Genomic DNA, 18,329 nt, shown 5'->3' with positions numbered 1-18,329 from the left:
CGCATTCTAAAACCGGTGGGGGAGAAAACAGGCGGGATAAGACGCGCAGGCCGTAACGCTGCGCGCCTGTTAATCAAAGGGTCTTCAGGCCCACTGAGGGGATATTTCTGCCGTAGTAAATCTCACGCATCTCTTTCCAGAGCAGGTCAGTAATGCGCTTGTGCTCCTGCGGGCTGAGATCTTCCGGACGGGTGTTAAACAGGTAATGTTTAAGGTCGAACTCTTTCAGTAACATCTTGGTATGGAAGATATTTTCCTGATAGACATTCACATCCACCATGTCATACATCGCTTTCATATCGTCAGACATGAAGTTCTGAATCGAATTGATCTCGTGATCGATAAAGTGCTTCATGCCTTTCACATCACGGGTAAAACCGCGCACCCGGTAATCGACGGTGACAATGTCTGACTCCAGCTGGTGGATCAGATAATTCAGCGCCTTAAGCGGTGAGATTACGCCACAGGTTGAGACTTCGATATCGGCGCGAAAAGTGCAAAGTCCGCCTTCCGGATGGCTCTCCGGATAGGTATGGACGCAGATATGGCTTTTATCGAGATGCGCCACCACCGAGTTAGGCAGCGGGCCGGGATGCTCGGAGTTATCAATATCTTTAGGATCGATCGGCTCTTCGCTGACCAGAATCGTGACGCTGGCTCCCTGCGGTTCATAATCCTGACGCGCAATGTTGAGCACATTAGCCCCGATGATTGAGCAGGTCTCAGTCAGGATTTCTGTCAATCGGTTAGCGTTATATTGTTCATCAATGTAGGCGATGTAACCATCGCGTTCAGCTTCAGTATTCGCATAACAGATATCGTAAATACAAAAACTCAGGCTTTTCGTCAGGTTATTGAAGCCATGTAGTTTCAGCTTTTGCAATTTTGTTAACCCCTTAAAAATGCACGATCAGCTCGCGTCAGATAACGCATTTAACAGATATTGTGGCAGGGCAAAGCTGCCGGTATGGATCGCAGGTGTGTAATAACGGCAGGTCAGGCCAGCGGCCTCGAATCGTGTCTGCAGAGTGGCGGTATCAAGCTGGCGTAGCGCCGGATTGTCACTCGCCCAGGCAAAAGTCATAATGCCGCCGTAATAGGTCGGAATCGCTGCCTGATAGAAACTGACATCGCCAAAGTAATGGCCCAGTTTGCGATGGCTGTTGACGGCCTCATCCTGCTGCAGGAAGCAGACGCCATTCTGCGCCACGAAGATGCCATTTTCATTAAGGGCTGCTTTGCAACCGGCATAAAATTCGGAGGTAAACAGACTCTCGCCTGGACCAATCGGATCGGTGCAGTCGGAGATAATGACATCGAATTTTTCCTGCGTCTGGTTGACGAAGTTAACCCCGTCATCAATCACCAGCGTAAAGCGCGGATCGTCATAGGCACCTGCGCTGTGGTTCGGCAGATACTGGCGACAAAACGTAACGACGCCCGCATCGATCTCCACCATAGTGATCTTTTCGACTTCCGGATGACGTGACACTTCACGCAGCATAGCACCGTCGCCGCCGCCGATGATCAGGACGCGCTTCGCCGCGCCATGCGCCAGCAGCGGAACGTGGGTCATCATTTCATGATAGATAAATTCGTCGCGTTCGGTGGTCTGCACGACGCCGTCCAGCGCCATCACACGGCCCATCGCGGCATTTTCGAAAATGATTAAATCCTGATGCGCAGTTTTCTCACGGTACAGCTCGTTGTCTACCGTGAAATACTGGCCAAAACCGGCATGAAGGGTTTCATACCACGTTTCATTGTGGGCCATGGTGCTCTCCTCTGATGACATCGCCATGAAGATGGGCGGCACATGATAGCTAACACTGACCGTCGTTGCACGGTCAATGTCCGGCTGCAGAGGGCAGAGCTGTTACCTGACGTAGGCCAGCAGGCTCAGCGAGTCGCGGGCCAGTGACTTACATTTTTTGTCGTTAGTGATGGCGATGCCGCTGAGATCGCGATAACTGTCTTCACCCAGCGCTTTCATATTGTAGTTGCTGTAGTTGCTTAAATCCCAGCGATTCTGCTGAGCAAAAAAGACCAGCGCTTTGCGAATCTGCGCATCCGGTAAATCCTGATAGCCACAATCATTTTTCAGATAAACAAAAACCGCCGTAAGATCAGCCAGATCTTCCGCTTCGGATTCGCTCAGAGCAAAACTGGTGGAGGAGAAGCCAAGGAGTCCCGTCAACAGCAGGATCCTGATACTTTGCTTCATAGTCGTTCTCTTCAATGGATATTGCTCATGACGTTAGCACAGTTATTCTCAGGTTTTCGATTAATTTGGGGCTGCAAGCCGCTGTAACGCCTTTTTTCGTCAGATCCGCACGGGTAAGACTTGACCTTCCCATAAGGTCAGGGTTTAGGCTGTTCGCTCCAATGCCACAAGGATGATCACCATGCAACGTCGCCATTTCCTGAAACTCACCGCCGCACTGAGTGCAGCCGGAGCCTTGCCGCTCTGGAGCCGTCCGCTGATGGCGGCTACCCGTCCGCTGTTGCCGATCCCGTCACTGCTGGAACCCGATGCCAGGGGCAGCTACAGCCTCACCGCCATGCAGGGCACCACACAGTGGAACGGCAACGCGGTGCCGACGTGGGGCTATAACGGCAGCCTGCTGGGGCCGGTGCTGAAGATGCAGAGTGGCAAACCGGTGACGGTGAACATCCATAACCGGCTTAGCGAAGCGACAACCCTGCACTGGCACGGGCTGGAAATTCCCGGCGCCGTGGATGGTGGCCCGCAGGCGATAATTGCGCCTGGCGGGTCGCGCCAGGTCTCTTTCACGCCCGATCAACCCGCTGCGACCTGCTGGTATCACCCGCATCTGCACGGCAAAACCGGGCATCAGGTGGCGCAGGGGCTGGCGGGCTTGATCCTGCTGGAAGACAAAGAGAGTGGAACGCTGAGGCTGCCCACACAGTGGGGTGTGGATGATGTGCCGCTGATTTTTCAGGATAAGCAACTGACCAAAGATGGGCGCCTTATCGATTATCAACTTGATGTGATGCGCGCCGCGGTGGGCTGGTTTGGCGACATGATGCTGACCAATGGTGTGCCGTATCCGCAGCATGCGGTGCCGCGCGGCTGGCTGCGTCTGCGTCTGCTCAACGGCTGCAATGCCCGTTCGCTGCACGTTGCCACCAGTGATAAACGTTCGCTCTTTGTCATCGCCAGCGATGGTGGCCTGCTGGCCGAGCCGGTGAAGCTTGACTCGCTGCCGATCCTGCCGGGTGAACGTTTTGAGGTGATGATCGATACTTCTGACGGTAAGGCCTTTGATATGGTGACGCTGCCAACGGAGCAGATGGGCATGACGTTGCCGCCGTTTGACCAGCCGCTGCCACTGGTGCAGATCCTGCCACTGCGGGTGATGGCCAGCGCCACGCTGCCGGATCAGCTGGCGACGCTGCCCGCGCTGCCCTCCACCGACGGCCTGACGGCACGCTGGCTGCAACTGATGATGGACCCGCAGCTGGACCAGCAGGGAATGCAGGCATTAATGCAGCGCTACGGTGAGAAAGCGATGGGCAAGGGCGCTCATCATTCGATGCCGCAGATGCAGGAGAAAACGGCTGCCGAGCCGATGCCGCCGATGGAAAATATGGAAAACATGGATCACAGCATGCACGGCAATACGCCGCCCGCGGGTTACGATTTCCGCAACGGCAACACGATCAACGGTCAGGCCTTTGATATGACGAAGCCGTCATTTGCGGTGAAGCTGGGTGATTATGAGAAGTGGACGATTTCAGGGGAAGGCGATGCCATGCTGCATCCGTTCCACATTCACGGCACCCAGTTCCGTATTCTCTCAGAAAACGGCAAACCGCCCGCCCCGCATCGGCAGGGCTGGAAGGATATGGTGAATGTCGACGGCTGGCGCAGTGAAGTGCTGGTGCGCTTCAACTATGTCGCCACCGCCGAACACGCTTACATGGCCCACTGCCATCTGCTGGAGCATGAAGATACCGGCATGATGCTGGGCTTCACTGTGAGCTGATTACGCCTGCTCCAGCGCCAGCCTGATGTCTTCAATCAGGTCACCGGCGTTCTCGATGCCAATCGATAGCCGCACCGTGGCGTCAGTGATACCAATACGCTGACGCACCGCCTGCGGCACGCCGGAGTGAGTGGTGCTGCCAGGATGGCTGGCCAGCGACTCCGTACCGCCCAGGCTCACTGCCTGCTTAAATAGCGACAGCGCATTAAGAAAACGGAATGCAGCGGGCTGGCCGCCAGTGATATCAAATGAGAAGGTCGAACCTGCGCCGCTGCACTGCTCGCGATAGGTTTTCCCTTCGGCGCTCTCCGCATCCAGATAGGGCAGCCAGTGCAGCTTCGCCACCTTCGGGTGATCGCGCAGAAACGCCGCGACGGCTTCTGCATTGTGAAAGGCTTTCTCCATCCGCAGCGACAGCGTTTCCAGTGAGCGGCTGAGCATCCAGCTTGAGTGCGGGTCCAGCTGCGTGCCGATTGCGCTGCGCAGGGCGCGCACTTTTGCCATCAGCACTTTACTGCCCATCGCCGCGCCCGCAATCAGGTCAGAGTGACCGCCAACATACTTGGTCAGCGAGTAGAGCGACAGATCAGCGCCCAGCGTCAGCGGCTGCTGGAACAGCGGGCCGAGCAGCGTGTTGTCACAGGCGATAATCGGTCGTGAACCCTGTTGCTGGTCAATCTCATCGGCGATGCGCGCCATCAAGCGGATATTGACGAGGCTGTTAGTGGGATTCGCCGGTGTTTCAATCAGGATCACCGCTACCCGGCCCTGAGCCATCGCCTGCTGAGCGGCTTCACGCACTTTGACTTCATCATTACCGTCGCTGAAACCGACTGCTTTGATATCCAGATTATGCAGCGTCTTACTGAGCAGGGTTTCGGTGCCGCCATAGAGCGGCTGGGAATGCAGGATCACCTCGCCCGGACGGGCAAACGTGAGCAGGGTAGTGGAGATGGCCGCCATGCCGGAAGAGAAGAGCGAGCAGCTCTCTGCCTGCTCATAGACCGCCAGCCGATCTTCAACAATTTCGCTGTTCGGGTGATTAAAGCGGGAATAGACCAGCCCACCTGATTTGCCCTCCGGTGGTTCACGTCGGCCAGAGACGTAATCGAAGAAATCCCGTCCCTCTTCAGCGCTGTCAAAGACAAAGGTCGAGGTCAGAAACACCGGCGGCTTCACCGCACCTTCAGAGAGACGGGGATCATAGCCATAGTTCAGCATCTGGGTTTCAGGGTGCAGCGGCCTGTCACCGATATGCGTTTTTTTGCTTGAAGATGAAGTCATTGTGATCTCCGGCCAGCGGCGCGAGTAGGGTAACGATCTGTTGGATAAAGGCTACCACGCAGCGAATCATGCTGGTAAATGCCAGAATGTTCTAAGGTAATGCGCATTTTAGTTACCCGCAGGCGTTGGGTAATAAATTTCGGGAGGTAATCGTTTGCGTATGGGGCTGCACAGCCGTCACGGCTGCGTCTGTGATAGACTTCGGGGCTTTTCTGACGTAACCGGGCGGAACGCTATGAAACACACTGTTGAAGTGATGATCCCTGAACAGGCAATCGCCACGCGCATCGCTGAACTGGGCAAAGAGATTAACGAGCACTACCGCGACAGCGGCAGTGATATGGTGCTGGTAGGGCTGCTGCGCGGCTCATTCATGTTCATGGCTGATCTCTGTCGCGCCATTGATGTACCCCATGAAGTCGACTTTATGACGGCTTCCAGTTACGGCAGCGGCATGTCCAGCTCCCGTGATGTGAAAATCCTGAAAGATCTGGATGAAGACATTCGTGGCAAGGATGTGCTGATCGTCGAAGATATCATCGACTCCGGTAACACCCTGAGCAAAGTACGTGAGATTCTGCAACTGCGTCAGCCAAAATCACTGGCGATCTGTACCCTGCTGGATAAGCCAGAGCGCCGTGAAGTCGACGTGAACGTCGAATATGTCGGCTTTGCAATTCCGGATGAGTTCGTGGTGGGCTTTGGCATCGACTATGCTCAGCACTATCGCCATCTGCCTTACATCGGCAAAGTGGTGCCGCTGGAATCCTGATACTGCTGTGACCGCACATTCTTCCAAGGCCTGCACCGGTTGCCTGGTGTAGGCTATGTCGCGCTTTACGCCGCGATCGGCTCAGGACTCGCTGTTCATCCGCAGATTCGCAATGCCGTGACGGTAGCGCTGTTCGAGGATCTCCCGGCTGTTTGCGGTGACATCAAGGTTACGCAGACAGCCATCCTGAATGCCGTATACCCAGCCGTGCAGGGAGACATCCTTGCCGCGCTTCCAGGCAGATTGCAGCACGGTCGAATGCCCCAGGTTATAGACCTGTTCAATAACGTTGATTTCGCACAGTTTGTCCAGACGCTTATCCGGCGGGAGTTCCCCCAGCAACACGCTATGCTTGTACCAGAGGTCGCGGATGTGCAGCAGCCAGTTGTCGATTAATCCTAACTCCGGATTATCCATCGCTGCCTGCACGCCGCCGCAGCCGTAGTGGCCACACACGATTACGTGTTCCACTTCCAGCACTTCGATAGCGTACTGCACCACGGACAGACAGTTCAGATCGGTGTGGATCACCAGATTGGCAACATTGCGGTGAACAAAAAGTTCGCCTGGTTCCAGTCCGGTCAGGCGTTCGGCAGGGACACGGCTGTCAGAGCAGCCAATCCACAGGAAGCGCGGTTTTTGTGCCTGGGCAAGCCGCTCGAAAAAGCTGGGATCTTCTTCAACCAGTAATTTTGACCATTCGCGGTTGTTTCTGATCAGGGTATTGATGTCTGTCATGGCGTTGAGCGACCGGTTACTGCGCAAAGTGCGCGCGCGTACTATATGCCAGGGCCTGATAAATTTAAACGGCATTGCAATGCCACCAAAACAGGGTATGGATGCAGAATGACTTATGCACTGGAACTTTCCCGGCTGACCAAGACCTATCCCGGCGGCGTGCAGGCGCTGAAGGGCATCGATCTTAACGTTGAAGCGGGTGACTTTTATGCGCTGCTGGGGCCAAACGGTGCCGGTAAATCGACAACCATCGGCATTATCAGTTCGCTGGTCAATAAATCCGAGGGCAGCGTGCGGGTGTTTGGCTACGATCTGGATAAAGATGTGGTGAATGCCAAACGCCAGCTCGGCCTGGTGCCACAGGAGTTTAACTTTAACCCGTTCGAGACGGTGATGCAGATCGTCGTCAGCCAGGCGGGTTACTACGGCGTCGAGCGTCGTGAAGCCATTGAACGGGCAGAGAAGTATCTGAAGCAGCTCGATTTGTGGGGCAAACGCACTGAACGTGCCCGTATGCTCTCCGGCGGCATGAAACGTCGTCTGATGATCGCCCGTGCACTGATGCATGAGCCTAAGCTGTTGATCCTGGATGAACCGACGGCTGGCGTGGATATCGAATTACGCCGATCTATGTGGGTGTTCCTGAAGGATCTCAATGCCAAAGGCACCACCATTATTCTCACGACCCACTATCTTGAGGAAGCAGAGATGCTGTGCCGCAACATCGGCATCATTCAGAGCGGTGAGCTGGTAGAGAACACCTCAATGAAAGGGCTGTTGTCCAAGCTAAAATCGGAAACCTTTATTCTGGATCTGGCACCGCGCAGCCCGCTGCCAACGCTGGAAGGGTTCCAGTACCGTCTGACCGATACCTCAACGCTCGAAGTGGAAGTATTGCGTGAGCAGGGCCTCAACAGCGTCTTCAGCCAGCTGAGCGCGCAGGGTGTACAGGTGCTGAGTATGCGCAATAAAGCCAACCGTCTGGAAGAGCTGTTCGTTGGCCTGACGACGCAGGGAAAAACAGGAGTAAAAGCATGACACATCTGTACTGGGTGGCGCTGAAGAGCATCTGGGCCAAAGAGGTTAACCGTTTCGCCCGTATATGGATCCAGACGCTGGTGCCGCCGGTCATCACCATGACGCTCTATTTCATCATCTTTGGCAACCTGATTGGCTCGCGCATCGGTGAGATGCACGGCTTCAGCTATATGCAGTTCATCGTGCCGGGATTAATCATGATGGCGGTAATTACCAATGCCTATGCCAACGTCGCGTCGTCGTTCTTCAGCGCCAAATTCCAGCGCAACATTGAAGAGCTGCTGGTTGCACCGGTGCCCACCCACATCATCATTGCCGGTTATGTTGGCGGTGGCGTAGCGCGTGGTGTCTGCGTCGGCATTCTGGTGACGGCCATCTCGCTGTTCTTTGTGCCGTTCCAGGTGCACTCATGGTCGATGGTCGCGATCACGCTGTTGCTGACCGCGATTCTGTTTTCACTGGCCGGTCTGCTGAACGCCGTATTTGCCCGTACCTTTGACGATATCAGCCTGATCCCGACCTTTGTGCTGACGCCACTGACCTATCTGGGCGGCGTGTTCTATTCGCTGAGTCTGCTGCCGCCAATCTGGCAGGCAGTCTCTAAACTCAATCCAATCGTTTATATGATTAGCGGATTCCGTTATGGCTTCTTGGGCATTAATGATGTGCCGCTGGTGTTTACGCTCACGGTGCTGGTGGCCTTTATACTGGTGTTCTACTGGCTGGTCTATGCGCTGATACAGCGCGGGCGCGGATTGCGTACCTGACGTCAACCCGAAAGGTAAGGGCCACGCCGGAATAAGGGCGTGGCTTTTTCAGTTGGCAACCAAACCGGTTGAGTTATCAGAAAAGAAAAGGGCCAGCCATTTTACGGGCGGCCCTTTTTTTGTCAGGGGAACGATTAATCAGGCGATCTGTACTGGCAGTGCTTTCGCCAGACGCTTCATCTGGTTGTCACCTTCAAAATAGGCGACTTTAGGCTGCCACTGACGCGCTTCGGCATCCTCAACCTGCACATAGGAGCAGATAATTAATATATCGCCCTCGCAGGCGCAGCGGGCTGCTGCACCGTTGACCGAAATGATTTTCGAGCCGCGCTCAGCCGCGATAGCGTAGGTGGAAAAGCGCTGACCGTTGGTGACGTTATAAATATCAATAGCTTCATATTGCAGAATGCCGGATGCATCCAGGAAATCCTGATCGATAGCGCAGGAACCTTCATAATTGAGGTCCGCCTGCGTCACTTTGACGCGGTGCAATTTGCCTTGCAGAACAGTGCGAATCATAGCCAGAAACCTTGTCAGAGAAAGAAAATAACCTTCAGCAGAAGGCGTTACAGCGTCAGGTCAACAGTTTGATTATCAATCAGGCGAGCTTTGCCCAGCCAGGCAGCCATCAGCACCACCGCGCGCTGGCTGTCTACCGTCAGCGGCTGCAGCGTTTCTGCATCACAAATCGCCAGACCATCAGGACGCAATCCCCTCGCCAGCAATGCCTCGCTGGCGGTCTCAATGATCTCGTCAATCTGACGCTCGCCGTTCTCAAGCCGTGTCGCCATCTGATTCATCACCTGGCTCAGCACAGGTGCCAGCTTACGCTCATCTGCTGTCAGGTAGCCGTTGCGAGAACTCAGCGCCAGGCCATCTTTAGCCCGCACGGTTGGCACGCCAATAATTTCAATGTCGAAGCCCATATCGGCCACCATCTTACGAATGATAGCCAGCTGCTGAAAATCCTTTTCACCGAAACAGGCAATATCGGGCTGCACCAGATTAAACAGTTTGCTGACGATGGTCGCCACGCCACGAAAATGGCCTGGACGCGTCGCACCTTCCAGCAGGCAAGAGAGCACCGGCACCTCAACAAAGGTCTGATTCTGTGCGCCCTGCGGATAAACTTCAGCCGGTGAGGGCGCAAAAACCACATCCACCTGGTGGCGGTTCAGCTTTTCACAATCCTCCTGCAGCGTTCGCGGATAGCGCGCTAAATCATCGGCGCGATCGAACTGCATCGGATTGACAAAGATCGAGACAATGACGATGTCGCCGCGCGCCCGGGCTTCATCAACCAGTGTCAGATGGCCTTCATGCAGGTTGCCCATGGTAGGCACCAGCGCAATGCGTTTGCCCTGCAGGCGCCAGCGACGGACTTCCTGGCGCAGCATCAGCAGCGTTTCAATGATCAACACGGTGACTCTCCTGAATTACTGGAAACTGTGCTCTGCCGCCGGGTAGGTTCCGGCCTCGACTTCGGCGATATAGTGGCGAATCGCCGCGCGAACATCGCCGGTCTCCGCCAGGAAATTTTTGGCAAATTTGGGAATGTGGCCACCGGTCACACCCAGCGCGTCATGCATCACCAGAATCTGACCATCGGTGACGTTACCGGCTCCGATGCCAATTACCGGGATGGTAAGCGCGTCGGTAATCTGCTGCGCCACCGACACCGGCACACACTCCAGCACCATTAGCTGTGCGCCGGCGGCTTCCAGCGCCAGCGCATCGGCCAGAAGCTGTTCGGCTCCGGCTTCATCACGGCCCTGCACTTTATAGCCACCAAAGATATTCACCGACTGCGGCGTCAGGCCAAGATGGCCACACACCGGCACGGCACGCTCGGTCAGCATCTGCACAGTCTCAGTCAGCCAGCTACCGCCTTCAAGTTTCACCATGTTGGCACCGGCACGCATCAACTGCGCTGCACTCTCAAAGGCCTGCTTTGGCGTGGCATAACTCATAAACGGCAGGTCGGCAAGCAGCAGAGCCTGTGGCGCGCCACGGCGCACGGCGGCAGTGTGATAGGCAATGTCGCTGACCGTGACCGGCAGCGTGGAATCATGCCCCTGCACCGTCATTCCTAAAGAATCGCCAACAAGCAGCACCTGAATGCCTTCATCGGCAAACAGACGGGCAAAACTGAAATCATAGGCGGTCAGCGTCGCGAATTTTTTACCGCTGGCTTTCGCCTGACGCAGATGTGAAATCGTGGTGGGTTTCATGGCGCTCTCAACTCAGGAATTCTGATGGGCGCAGTTTACTGGATAGCGTGAGAGAGCGGAATCAGAGAGTTGCGTTTGTCTGATCAGCCGTGCCACAGCTCGATGCTGCTGCTGTCGAGAGTGGCAAGAAGGGGACTGAGTGCACGGCCATCCGGCAGGCAGGCGTCCGGCGCAATGGCCAGCAGCGGCACCAGCATAAAGGCGCGGTTCAGCAGATCATAATGCGGCACAATCAGCCGCTCCGTGTTGATCACCGTCTCGCCAAACAGCATCACATCAATATCCAGCGTGCGGGGTCCCCAGCGTTCGGCCTTGCGCACCCGGCCATGCTCCCGCTCAATCCGCTGGGTATGATCAAGCAGCGCTTCCGGGCTGAGATCGGTTTCCAGCGCCACGGCGGTATTGAGAAAGTCGGGCTGATCCGGCGGACCATAAGGCGGCGTGCGGTAGAACGGAGAGGTATTGATGCGTTGCGTCTGCGGCAACGCATCCAGTGCGGTCAGCGCTGCATCAATCTGATGCAGCGGATCGGCAAGGTTACTGCCTAATGCGAGGTAAACCCGTGTCATGAGGCGTTTTGATTGTCACGACGCGGCGCGGAAGGACGGCGGCGAGGGCGACGCGATTTACTGCGTGGCACCGGATCGTCGCCCAGGTTATTCAGCATGTTTTTCTGATGCGGCGGCGCAGCCACCTGGAATTCACCCCACCACTGGCTCAGGCGCAGGAGCTCAGGGTTATTTTCAACTTCCGCCCGTAATGCCAGCAGATCGTAAGCGGCGCGGAATTTTGGATGCTCCATCAGTTTCCAGGCGCGTTTGCCATGACGGCGCGACATGCGTAACTGCAGCAGCCAGATATCGCGGATCAGCGAAGTAATACGTTTCGGAATCGCCAGCGCACGGCAGGCCTCATCCAGCGTATCATTCATCGCCATCGCAAAGGCTTCGAAGTAAGTCAGGCCACTTTCCTGTGCAATGCGTTCGGCCGTTTCAAGCTGTGGATACCAGAACATCGCAGCAAACAGGAATGCCGGGTTAACGCGCATGTCATTGTGAATGCGGTTATCGGTGTTTTTCAGCACCTGAGCGAGCATCCGCTCCATATGGCTGTCACTGTTTTCCGTGAAGTTGCGCGCCAGCGTCGGGAACAGTGGCTGGAACAGTTGATATTCACACAACTTCAGATAGGTGCTGTAACCGTAGCCGGCCTGCAACATTTTCAGCGACTCTTCAAACAGGCGCGCAGGCGGAATATCACGCAGCAGCGAAGCCAGACGCGGAATCGGCTCGGCGGTTTCCGGCGCAATGCTCATATTGAGCTTGGCGGCAAAACGCGCGACGCGCAGCATGCGGACCGGATCTTCGCGATAGCGGGTTTCCGGATCGCCAATCAGGCGAATAATACCCTGTTCGAGATCGCTGATGCCGCCGACATAGTCGCGTACGCTGAAATCAGCCACGCTGTAGTAGAGGCTGTTAATGGTGAGATCACGACGCTGGGCATCGTCTTCAATAGAGCCGAAGATGTTGTCGCGCAGCAGCATGCCGCTCTGGGCGCGCTGCGAACTGTTGCGATCCTCTTCCGGCTCTTCCGCCTGATGATGTCCACGGAAGGTCGCGACTTCGATCACTTCCGGACCAAACATCACGTGTGCCAGACGGAAACGACGACCAACCAGGCGACAGTTACGGAACAGCTTACGCATCTGCTCTGGCGTGGCGTTAGTGGTCACGTCGAAATCTTTGGGTTTTTGCCCCAGTAGCAAATCGCGCACGCCACCGCCTACCAGATAGGCTTCATAACCGGCTTTATTCAGGCGATAGAGCACTTTGAGGGCATTTTCGCTGATGTCTTTACGTGAGATGTTGTGGCTTTCACGAGGGATGATGGCCATCAGACGTTCTGGTTCAACCTCTGCTGGGGCTTCCTCTTCATCACGCTTCAGGACTTTTCGGCAAAAATTAGCTACTCGGGTAAAAATGGGACACCTCGACAGTGGCAATTAGGGTGTAGGTAAATCAGCGGCTAATCATAGCCTGTTGAGAACCGTTTGAGAATGCTGTTGTCTATGCATCCGGTTTCAGGGCGTTCTGTTGCGGCATCAAAGCGATATTCCACTGCGCTACCGCATCAGACAGCAGTTTGTCCTGCGTTAAGTCCTGCCAGCCGCCTGAAACAGGCTGTCCGAGGAAGCGTAATGCCGCCACCAGCAGCGGTCTGGCATCGCCATCCGGCAGCGAAGGTGCATGATTCTGCTTCGATAACTTATTGCCATCGTGGTTGAGTGCCAGCGGCAGATGTAGCCAGGCGGGCACTGGCCAGTCAAACTGCTGATAGAGCGCAATCTGTCGCACCGTCGGCTCAATCAAATCTGCGCCGCGAACCACTTCGGTAATGCCCTGAAAATGATCATCAACCACCACCGCCAGGTTATAGGCAAACAGGCCATCACGGCGGTGAATAATAAAATCTTCCTGCGCCAGTCGCCTGTCTGCCTCCACGCGGCCCCGTAATCGATCGTTAAACGCAAAGACCGGTGCATGCTGGCGTAAACGCAGCGCGGCATTCTCTGGTCCGCATTGCCGTTCACGACAGTAACCATCATAGAAACCGCCAATCTCCTGAATGCGACGGCGGGGGCAGGTGCAGAAATAGCTCTGACGATGCTGCTGCAGCCAGGTCAGCGCCTCACGGTAGGCTTCATGGCGTTGTGACTGCCACAGCACTTCACCATCCCACGTTAAGCCATAGTGCTCCAGCTGGTGCAGGATGCGGCTGGCAGCACCTGGCACTTCCCGTGGCGGATCGATATCTTCAATTCTCACTCGCCAGACGCCGTTTTGCGCGCGTGCGCTCAGGTAACTGCCCAGGGCAGCAATCAGCGAGCCAAAATGGAGTTCACCAGAGGGAGAAGGGGCGAAGCGACCGATACAGGAGGATGACATAGGATTCAGAAGTGACCACGCAGCGGACAGTACAGCTGTTGTTCCGCTGCGTGGTAACAGACCGGACACGGCATTAGCCGGCCATTTGCTTCTCACGAATTTCTGCTAACGTCTTACAGTCGATGCAGAGATCGGCAGTAGGACGGGCTTCGAGACGGCGAATACCAATCTCAACGCCACAGGAATCGCAATAACCGAAGTCGTCATCTTCAACTTTCTTCAGCGTTTTTTCAATCTTTTTAATCAGTTTACGTTCGCGATCGCGGTTACGCAGTTCCAGGCTGAATTCCTCTTCCTGCGCGGCACGGTCAACCGGGTCCGGGAAGTTAGCGGCTTCATCCTGCATGTGCGATACGGTACGATCGACTTCGTCCCGCAATTGATTACGCCAGGCTTCCAGAATCTTACGAAAATGGGTCAGCTGCGCGTCGTTCATATACTCTTCGCCAGGTTTAACCTGATAAGGTTCAACACCGGCAATAGCGAGAATACTCAGGGACGATGTTTTACGGTTTTGACCTTCTTGCATGCTGCTTCTCCTGGATAACACGCACTATACCCTCTGACTTTCGTCTCGCAGGGGCGTTGCTGCCATCCTGCATTTGACGTCTGCGGGGTACATCGATCCCCCATTGGGGAAAAAAACAGGCCGCTATAAATAACAGAAGCAGTCAGGGTTGGCAATTCTTCATGAACACACCTTGACAAGCCTGTGAGGAACAGCGTAATCAGCCCTTAGCTCAGAACATTCTTAACACATAAAATTGCAAAAGATATTACAAGGTTACGTTGATCGGCGATTTAAGAAGCATACCCTCTGCCGATAAGTCTGCCTGATACGCTAAAATCTCTACGCCTTCCTTCTGCGCCTGAGCCAGTTGTTCTGCATACGCCGCATCAATGTGACGTGCCGGGGAAACGTCCTCAATCCCCGAGTGCAAAACGGCAAACAACAAAACGGCCCGATGACCCTCTGCCGCAACTGTTGCCAGTTCACGCAGGTGCTTCTGTCCTCGAATCGTCACCGCATCCGGAAAATAACCTTTTCCTTCATGTAAAAGGGTTACGGATTTCACCTCAATATAGCAGTTGGGTTGTAGATCTGCCTTGAGCAGGAAATCAATTCTGCTTTTTTCACTGCCATATTTCACTTCTGCCTGACGATGGGAATATCCCGCCAGCGTGGGCAGCCTGTTCTGATCCAGCGCTTCAGCCACCAGTTGGTTAGCGCGCAGGGTATTCACGCAGATCCAGTGGCCCTGCTGCGTTTCAGTCAGCTCCCAGCTGTGAGGGTACTTGCGCGTAAGGCTGTCGGACGTGGAATACCAGACCCGATCGCCCGGCGTAGCACAGCCCGTCATGGCGCCGGTGTTGGCGCAGTGGATCGTCAGAACCTCACCGTCCGGCGTCATAACATCAGCAAGGAAACGTTTGTAACGACTGATCAGGCGGGCAGGTTTAAGAGGAGGAGAGAAGTGCATGCGGATCCTGAGACGTTAACGGCCAGCTGGCCAGAGCGCGGTAGCGGGTGCGGCCCCGGGCATATTCAGAGGTAAACAGGGAAAAAGCAGAGACGCGAAAACGCCAGTGAAAGCCGCGTGGCGGTAACACAACCGGCTGCGTGGCGTGGCGTAACAGCGTGATGTGCGGATGAAACGGCTGGGGGCTCTGGTAACAGCCATGCCGGGCAGCCTGCGCCCGTAGCAGGCTGGCGAGCTGCAGCAGCCCGCGTGGCGCACGCTGGCAGCCGAGCCAGACCACACCTGGGCGTGGCCAGTGACCGGCATCATCCAGATCCAGATCAAAGCCGGGTTGTTCAATGCGGCTGGCCAGCGTCTGCAGGCGTTGTGAGGTTTCCGGAGCGACCTCACCCAGAAACGCCAGCGTCAGATGCAAATTCGCTGCGACCACCGGCTGGCCCGCTTCGGCGGGAAAGGTGTCGGCCCGCCAGCGCACCAGCTGCTGCTGCACCTCGTCAGGCAGGCTGATGGCAAAAAATAAGCGTTGTGTCGCCATGGCGCTCTCCGGCAAATATCACGTGCTACAATGCGCGCCATCTTAGCACAGGCAGAAGCGGAGTTTGCTGTGAGCGATTTACCGGTCAGCGCGGTGCTGCCTGACATCCTGGCGGCGCTGCGTGACGCCTCTCAAGTCCTGCTGGCCGCCCCCACCGGTGCGGGCAAATCGACCTGGCTGCCGTTGCAGTTGTTACAGCAGGCGTCTCTGCCGGGACGGATCATCATGCTGGAGCCACGTCGTCTGGCAGCGCGTAATGTGGCGCAGCGGCTGGCGGAACAGCTCGGGGAACAGCCGGGAGCTACGGTGGGATTCCGGATGCGTGGCGAAAGCTGCGTCGGGCCTCAGACCCGGCTGGAAGTGGTTACTGAAGGGATGCTCACGCGCATGCTTCAGCATGACCCGATGCTGGAGGGCGTGTCGCTGGTAATCCTCGATGAGTTTCACGAGCGCAGCCTGCAGGTCGATCTGGCGCTGGCGCTGCTGCTTGATGTGCAGCAGGGGCTGCGCGACGACCTTAAAATCATGCTGATGTCCGCCACGCTGGATAATGCCCGGCTGGTGGCGCTACTGCCGGACGCGCCACTCATTGTCTCAGAAGGGCGCAGCTATCCGGTTGCGCGACGTTACGCGTCGCTGAATCAGAACGTGCGCTTTGAAGAGGCGGTTGCGCGTGAAGTGGCTCAACTGTTGCGCGACGAAGATGGCTCACTTCTGCTGTTTCTGCCGGGCGTGGCGGAGATCGAGCGGGTGAAACGTGAGCTGGAATCACGCATCAGCGACGACGTGGATCTGACGCCGCTCTACGGCGCACTGCCGCTGGCGGCACAGCGCCAGGCGATTCTGCCCGCCGCCGCCGGACGGCGCAAAGTGGTGCTGGCGACTAACATTGCTGAGACCAGCCTGACTATTGAGGGAATTCGGCTGGTGGTCGACAGTGCGCTGGAGCGCAGCGCACTGTTTGACGCACGCAGCGGCGTGACGCGGCTGCAGACCCAGCGAATCAGTCAGGCATCGATGATTCAGCGCGCCGGTCGCGCCGGGCGATTGATGCCGGGAATCTGTCTGCATCTCTTGCCACAGGAGCAGGCATCACGCGCGGCGGTGCAGAGCGAAGCGGAAATTGTGAACAGCGATCTTTCGTCGCTGTGGCTGGATCTGCTGCAGTGGGGCTGTACCCAGCCGCAACAGCTACAGTGGCTGGACCTGCCACCTGCCAGAAGTCTGGATGCGGCACAACAGCAACTGAGCCGTCTGGGGGCGCTGGACAGCAATGGCCTGCTCAACGCGCTGGGACGGCGCATGGCGCAGCTGGGCTGCGATCCCCGACTGGCTGCTATGCTCTGTGCCGCAGGCGAGGAGCCGGATGCGGTCGCCAGCGCCGCGCTGCTGGTCGCGATTCTGGAAGATCCCCCGCGCAGTGGCAGTGCCGATTTGCGGGATGCGCTGCATCGGCCGCAGTCACACTGGCAGCGGCGCGCGCAGCAGTGGCAACAGCGGCTTAAAATCCGTGGCGGGCGCGTTGATGAAGATCGTTTCGCCTACTTGCTGGCGGTGGGCTTTGGCGATCGGCTGGCACGGCGACGCGATCAGAGTGGTCGTTATCAGCTGGCCAACGGGCTGGGTGCCAGACTGGATGAGCAGGATGGCCTGACGCGCAATGAATGGCTGATTGCACCCGCCCTGTTGCAGGGCAGTGCCGCGCCGGATGCCCGGATGTTACTGGCGCTACCGGTCGACATTGAGACGCTGTGCCAGCAGCAACCCGTACTGATCGAGCGCCGGACCGAAGTCGAGTGGGACGAAGAGAAGGGCACGTTGCGCGCGTTCAGGCGTGAGCAGATTGGCGCGCTGATACTGAAGACCCAGCCGATGGCGCGCCCGGAGCCGGACGTGCTGCATGCGGCCATGCTGCGCTGGATTGCCGACAAAGGTCTGTCGGTGCTGGGCTGGACGCCGGACGCCGAACAGCTACGCCTGCGCATCCAGTGTGCGGCGCAGTGGTTGCCGGAAGAGAGCTGGCCCGCCATGGACGATGAGAGTCTGCTTGAGAGCCTGCCGCAGTGGCTGTTGCCCCAGATGTCCGCGGTGCGCGATCTCCGCAGCCTGCAGGCGGTAAACCTGACCACGGCACTCTTACATTTACTCACATGGTCACAACGTCAGCGGCTGGATACTGTGCTGCCAACTCATTACACTGTGCCGACCGGAAGCCGGCTGCCGATTCGCTATGATGCGGACAAGCCGCCCGCGCTGGCGGTCAGGATTCAGGAGATGTTTGGTGAGGCGACTAATCCCACCGTGGCGGAAGGACGTATTCCGCTGGTGCTGGAGCTGTTATCACCCGCCCAGCGCCCGTTGCAGATCACCCGTGATCTGGCGGCGTTCTGGCGCGGTGCCTGGCCGGAAGTCAGGAAAGAGATGAAGGGACGTTATCCTAAACATCCCTGGCCAGAGGATCCGGCCAACGCCTTGCCAACAAGGCGAACCAAAAAAATGTCCCCGCAGGGTTGAGTCCGCTGGAT

At 56.7% G+C, this 18,329-nt stretch carries 19 protein-coding genes; 5 read left to right on the top strand and 14 right to left on the bottom strand.

The annotated features are described in order from the left end of the window. Positions 1-73: 73 nt before the first annotated feature. From speD to ACR8BF_RS15610, 3 genes are all read right to left on the bottom strand, one after another. Entirely contained in the window at positions 74-883 is an 810-nt protein-coding gene (gene speD, locus ACR8BF_RS15620; RefSeq protein ID WP_003854677.1) for an adenosylmethionine decarboxylase, read from the bottom strand. 27 nt (positions 884-910) lie between these two features. Beyond that, complete coding sequence (gene speE, locus ACR8BF_RS15615; protein WP_179897716.1) at positions 911-1,774, bottom strand: polyamine aminopropyltransferase; 864 nt, start codon at positions 1,772-1,774, stop codon at positions 911-913. 102 nt (positions 1,775-1,876) lie between these two features. Further along, the gene (locus tag ACR8BF_RS15610; RefSeq protein ID WP_003854673.1) at positions 1,877-2,224 is read right to left on the bottom strand and encodes a YacC family pilotin-like protein; all 348 of its coding nucleotides are present in this window, start codon (positions 2,222-2,224) and stop codon (positions 1,877-1,879) included. 181 nt (positions 2,225-2,405) lie between these two features. Here ACR8BF_RS15610 and cueO point away from each other — a divergent pair, with 181 nt between their 5' ends. Further along, entirely contained in the window at positions 2,406-4,010 is a 1,605-nt protein-coding gene (gene cueO, locus ACR8BF_RS15605; protein ID WP_179897719.1) for a multicopper oxidase CueO, read from the top strand. Here the strand turns inward: cueO and ACR8BF_RS15600 are convergent, their stop codons facing one another. Further along, positions 4,011-5,294, bottom strand: coding sequence for a cystathionine gamma-synthase family protein (locus ACR8BF_RS15600; RefSeq protein ID WP_179897721.1), 1,284 nt, complete (start codon positions 5,292-5,294; stop codon positions 4,011-4,013). Positions 5,295-5,529: 235 nt separating this feature from the next. Between ACR8BF_RS15600 and hpt the strand changes: the two genes are divergently transcribed. Then, positions 5,530-6,066: a hypoxanthine phosphoribosyltransferase gene (hpt, locus tag ACR8BF_RS15595; protein WP_179897723.1), complete on the top strand. Its 537-nt coding sequence runs from the start codon at positions 5,530-5,532 to the stop codon at positions 6,064-6,066. An 81-nt stretch (positions 6,067-6,147) separates the two neighbouring features. Here the strand turns inward: hpt and can are convergent, their stop codons facing one another. Beyond that, complete coding sequence (can, locus tag ACR8BF_RS15590; RefSeq protein WP_136197297.1) at positions 6,148-6,804, bottom strand: carbonate dehydratase; 657 nt, start codon at positions 6,802-6,804, stop codon at positions 6,148-6,150. A gap of 108 nt (positions 6,805-6,912) precedes the next feature. On the opposite strand from can, the gene ACR8BF_RS15585 reads away from it, so the two are divergent. Beyond that, the gene (locus tag ACR8BF_RS15585) at positions 6,913-7,842 is read left to right on the top strand and encodes an ABC transporter ATP-binding protein (protein ID WP_179897726.1); all 930 of its coding nucleotides are present in this window, start codon (positions 6,913-6,915) and stop codon (positions 7,840-7,842) included. Beyond that, the gene (locus tag ACR8BF_RS15580; protein WP_003854661.1) at positions 7,839-8,609 is read left to right on the top strand and encodes an ABC transporter permease; all 771 of its coding nucleotides are present in this window, start codon (positions 7,839-7,841) and stop codon (positions 8,607-8,609) included. Before ACR8BF_RS15585 ends, ACR8BF_RS15580 begins: the two co-directional genes overlap by 4 nt. A gap of 138 nt (positions 8,610-8,747) precedes the next feature. On the opposite strand, the gene panD is transcribed toward ACR8BF_RS15580, so the two are convergent. The 9 genes from panD to thpR form a co-directional block, all read right to left on the bottom strand. Continuing rightward, positions 8,748-9,128 (bottom strand): aspartate 1-decarboxylase, encoded by a 381-nt coding sequence (gene panD / locus ACR8BF_RS15575; protein WP_090964354.1) that lies wholly within the window; start codon positions 9,126-9,128, stop codon positions 8,748-8,750. A gap of 47 nt (positions 9,129-9,175) precedes the next feature. After that, entirely contained in the window at positions 9,176-10,030 is an 855-nt protein-coding gene (gene panC, locus ACR8BF_RS15570; protein WP_179897728.1) for a pantoate--beta-alanine ligase, read from the bottom strand. Positions 10,031-10,045: 15 nt separating this feature from the next. Further along, positions 10,046-10,840, bottom strand: coding sequence for a 3-methyl-2-oxobutanoate hydroxymethyltransferase (panB, locus tag ACR8BF_RS15565; RefSeq protein WP_179897731.1), 795 nt, complete (start codon positions 10,838-10,840; stop codon positions 10,046-10,048). 83 nt (positions 10,841-10,923) lie between these two features. Beyond that, positions 10,924-11,409 (bottom strand): 2-amino-4-hydroxy-6-hydroxymethyldihydropteridine diphosphokinase, encoded by a 486-nt coding sequence (folK, locus tag ACR8BF_RS15560; RefSeq protein ID WP_434745240.1) that lies wholly within the window; start codon positions 11,407-11,409, stop codon positions 10,924-10,926. Then, positions 11,406-12,824: a polynucleotide adenylyltransferase PcnB gene (pcnB, locus tag ACR8BF_RS15555; protein ID WP_313697868.1), complete on the bottom strand. Its 1,419-nt coding sequence runs from the start codon at positions 12,822-12,824 to the stop codon at positions 11,406-11,408. The genes folK and pcnB overlap by 4 nt, the downstream gene beginning before the upstream one ends. A gap of 85 nt (positions 12,825-12,909) precedes the next feature. Then, positions 12,910-13,788: a tRNA glutamyl-Q(34) synthetase GluQRS gene (gene gluQRS / locus ACR8BF_RS15550; protein ID WP_434745239.1), complete on the bottom strand. Its 879-nt coding sequence runs from the start codon at positions 13,786-13,788 to the stop codon at positions 12,910-12,912. A gap of 73 nt (positions 13,789-13,861) precedes the next feature. Further along, positions 13,862-14,317 carry an RNA polymerase-binding protein DksA gene (dksA, locus tag ACR8BF_RS15545; protein WP_008925615.1) on the bottom strand — a complete coding sequence of 152 codons (456 nt, stop codon included), beginning with the start codon at positions 14,315-14,317 and terminating at the stop codon, positions 13,862-13,864. Between the two features lie 247 nt (positions 14,318-14,564). After that, on the bottom strand, positions 14,565-15,269 hold the full coding sequence (gene sfsA, locus ACR8BF_RS15540; RefSeq protein ID WP_434745238.1) for a DNA/RNA nuclease SfsA: 705 nt from the start codon (positions 15,267-15,269) through the stop codon (positions 14,565-14,567). Continuing rightward, complete coding sequence (gene thpR, locus ACR8BF_RS15535; protein WP_292985570.1) at positions 15,247-15,804, bottom strand: RNA 2',3'-cyclic phosphodiesterase; 558 nt, start codon at positions 15,802-15,804, stop codon at positions 15,247-15,249. The genes sfsA and thpR overlap by 23 nt, the downstream gene beginning before the upstream one ends. Positions 15,805-15,834: 30 nt before the next feature. On the opposite strand from thpR, the gene hrpB reads away from it, so the two are divergent. Then, a complete protein-coding gene (gene hrpB, locus ACR8BF_RS15530) occupies positions 15,835-18,318 on the top strand; it encodes an ATP-dependent helicase HrpB (protein ID WP_434745237.1) in 2,484 nt (827 codons plus the stop codon). The last annotated feature ends 11 nt before the right edge of the window (positions 18,319-18,329 follow it).

The organism is Candidatus Pantoea rara (assembly GCF_051136265.1).
Classification (GTDB): Bacteria; Pseudomonadota; Gammaproteobacteria; order Enterobacterales; family Enterobacteriaceae; genus Pantoea; species Pantoea rara.
This window is presented reverse-complemented; position numbering and strand designations above follow the sequence as displayed.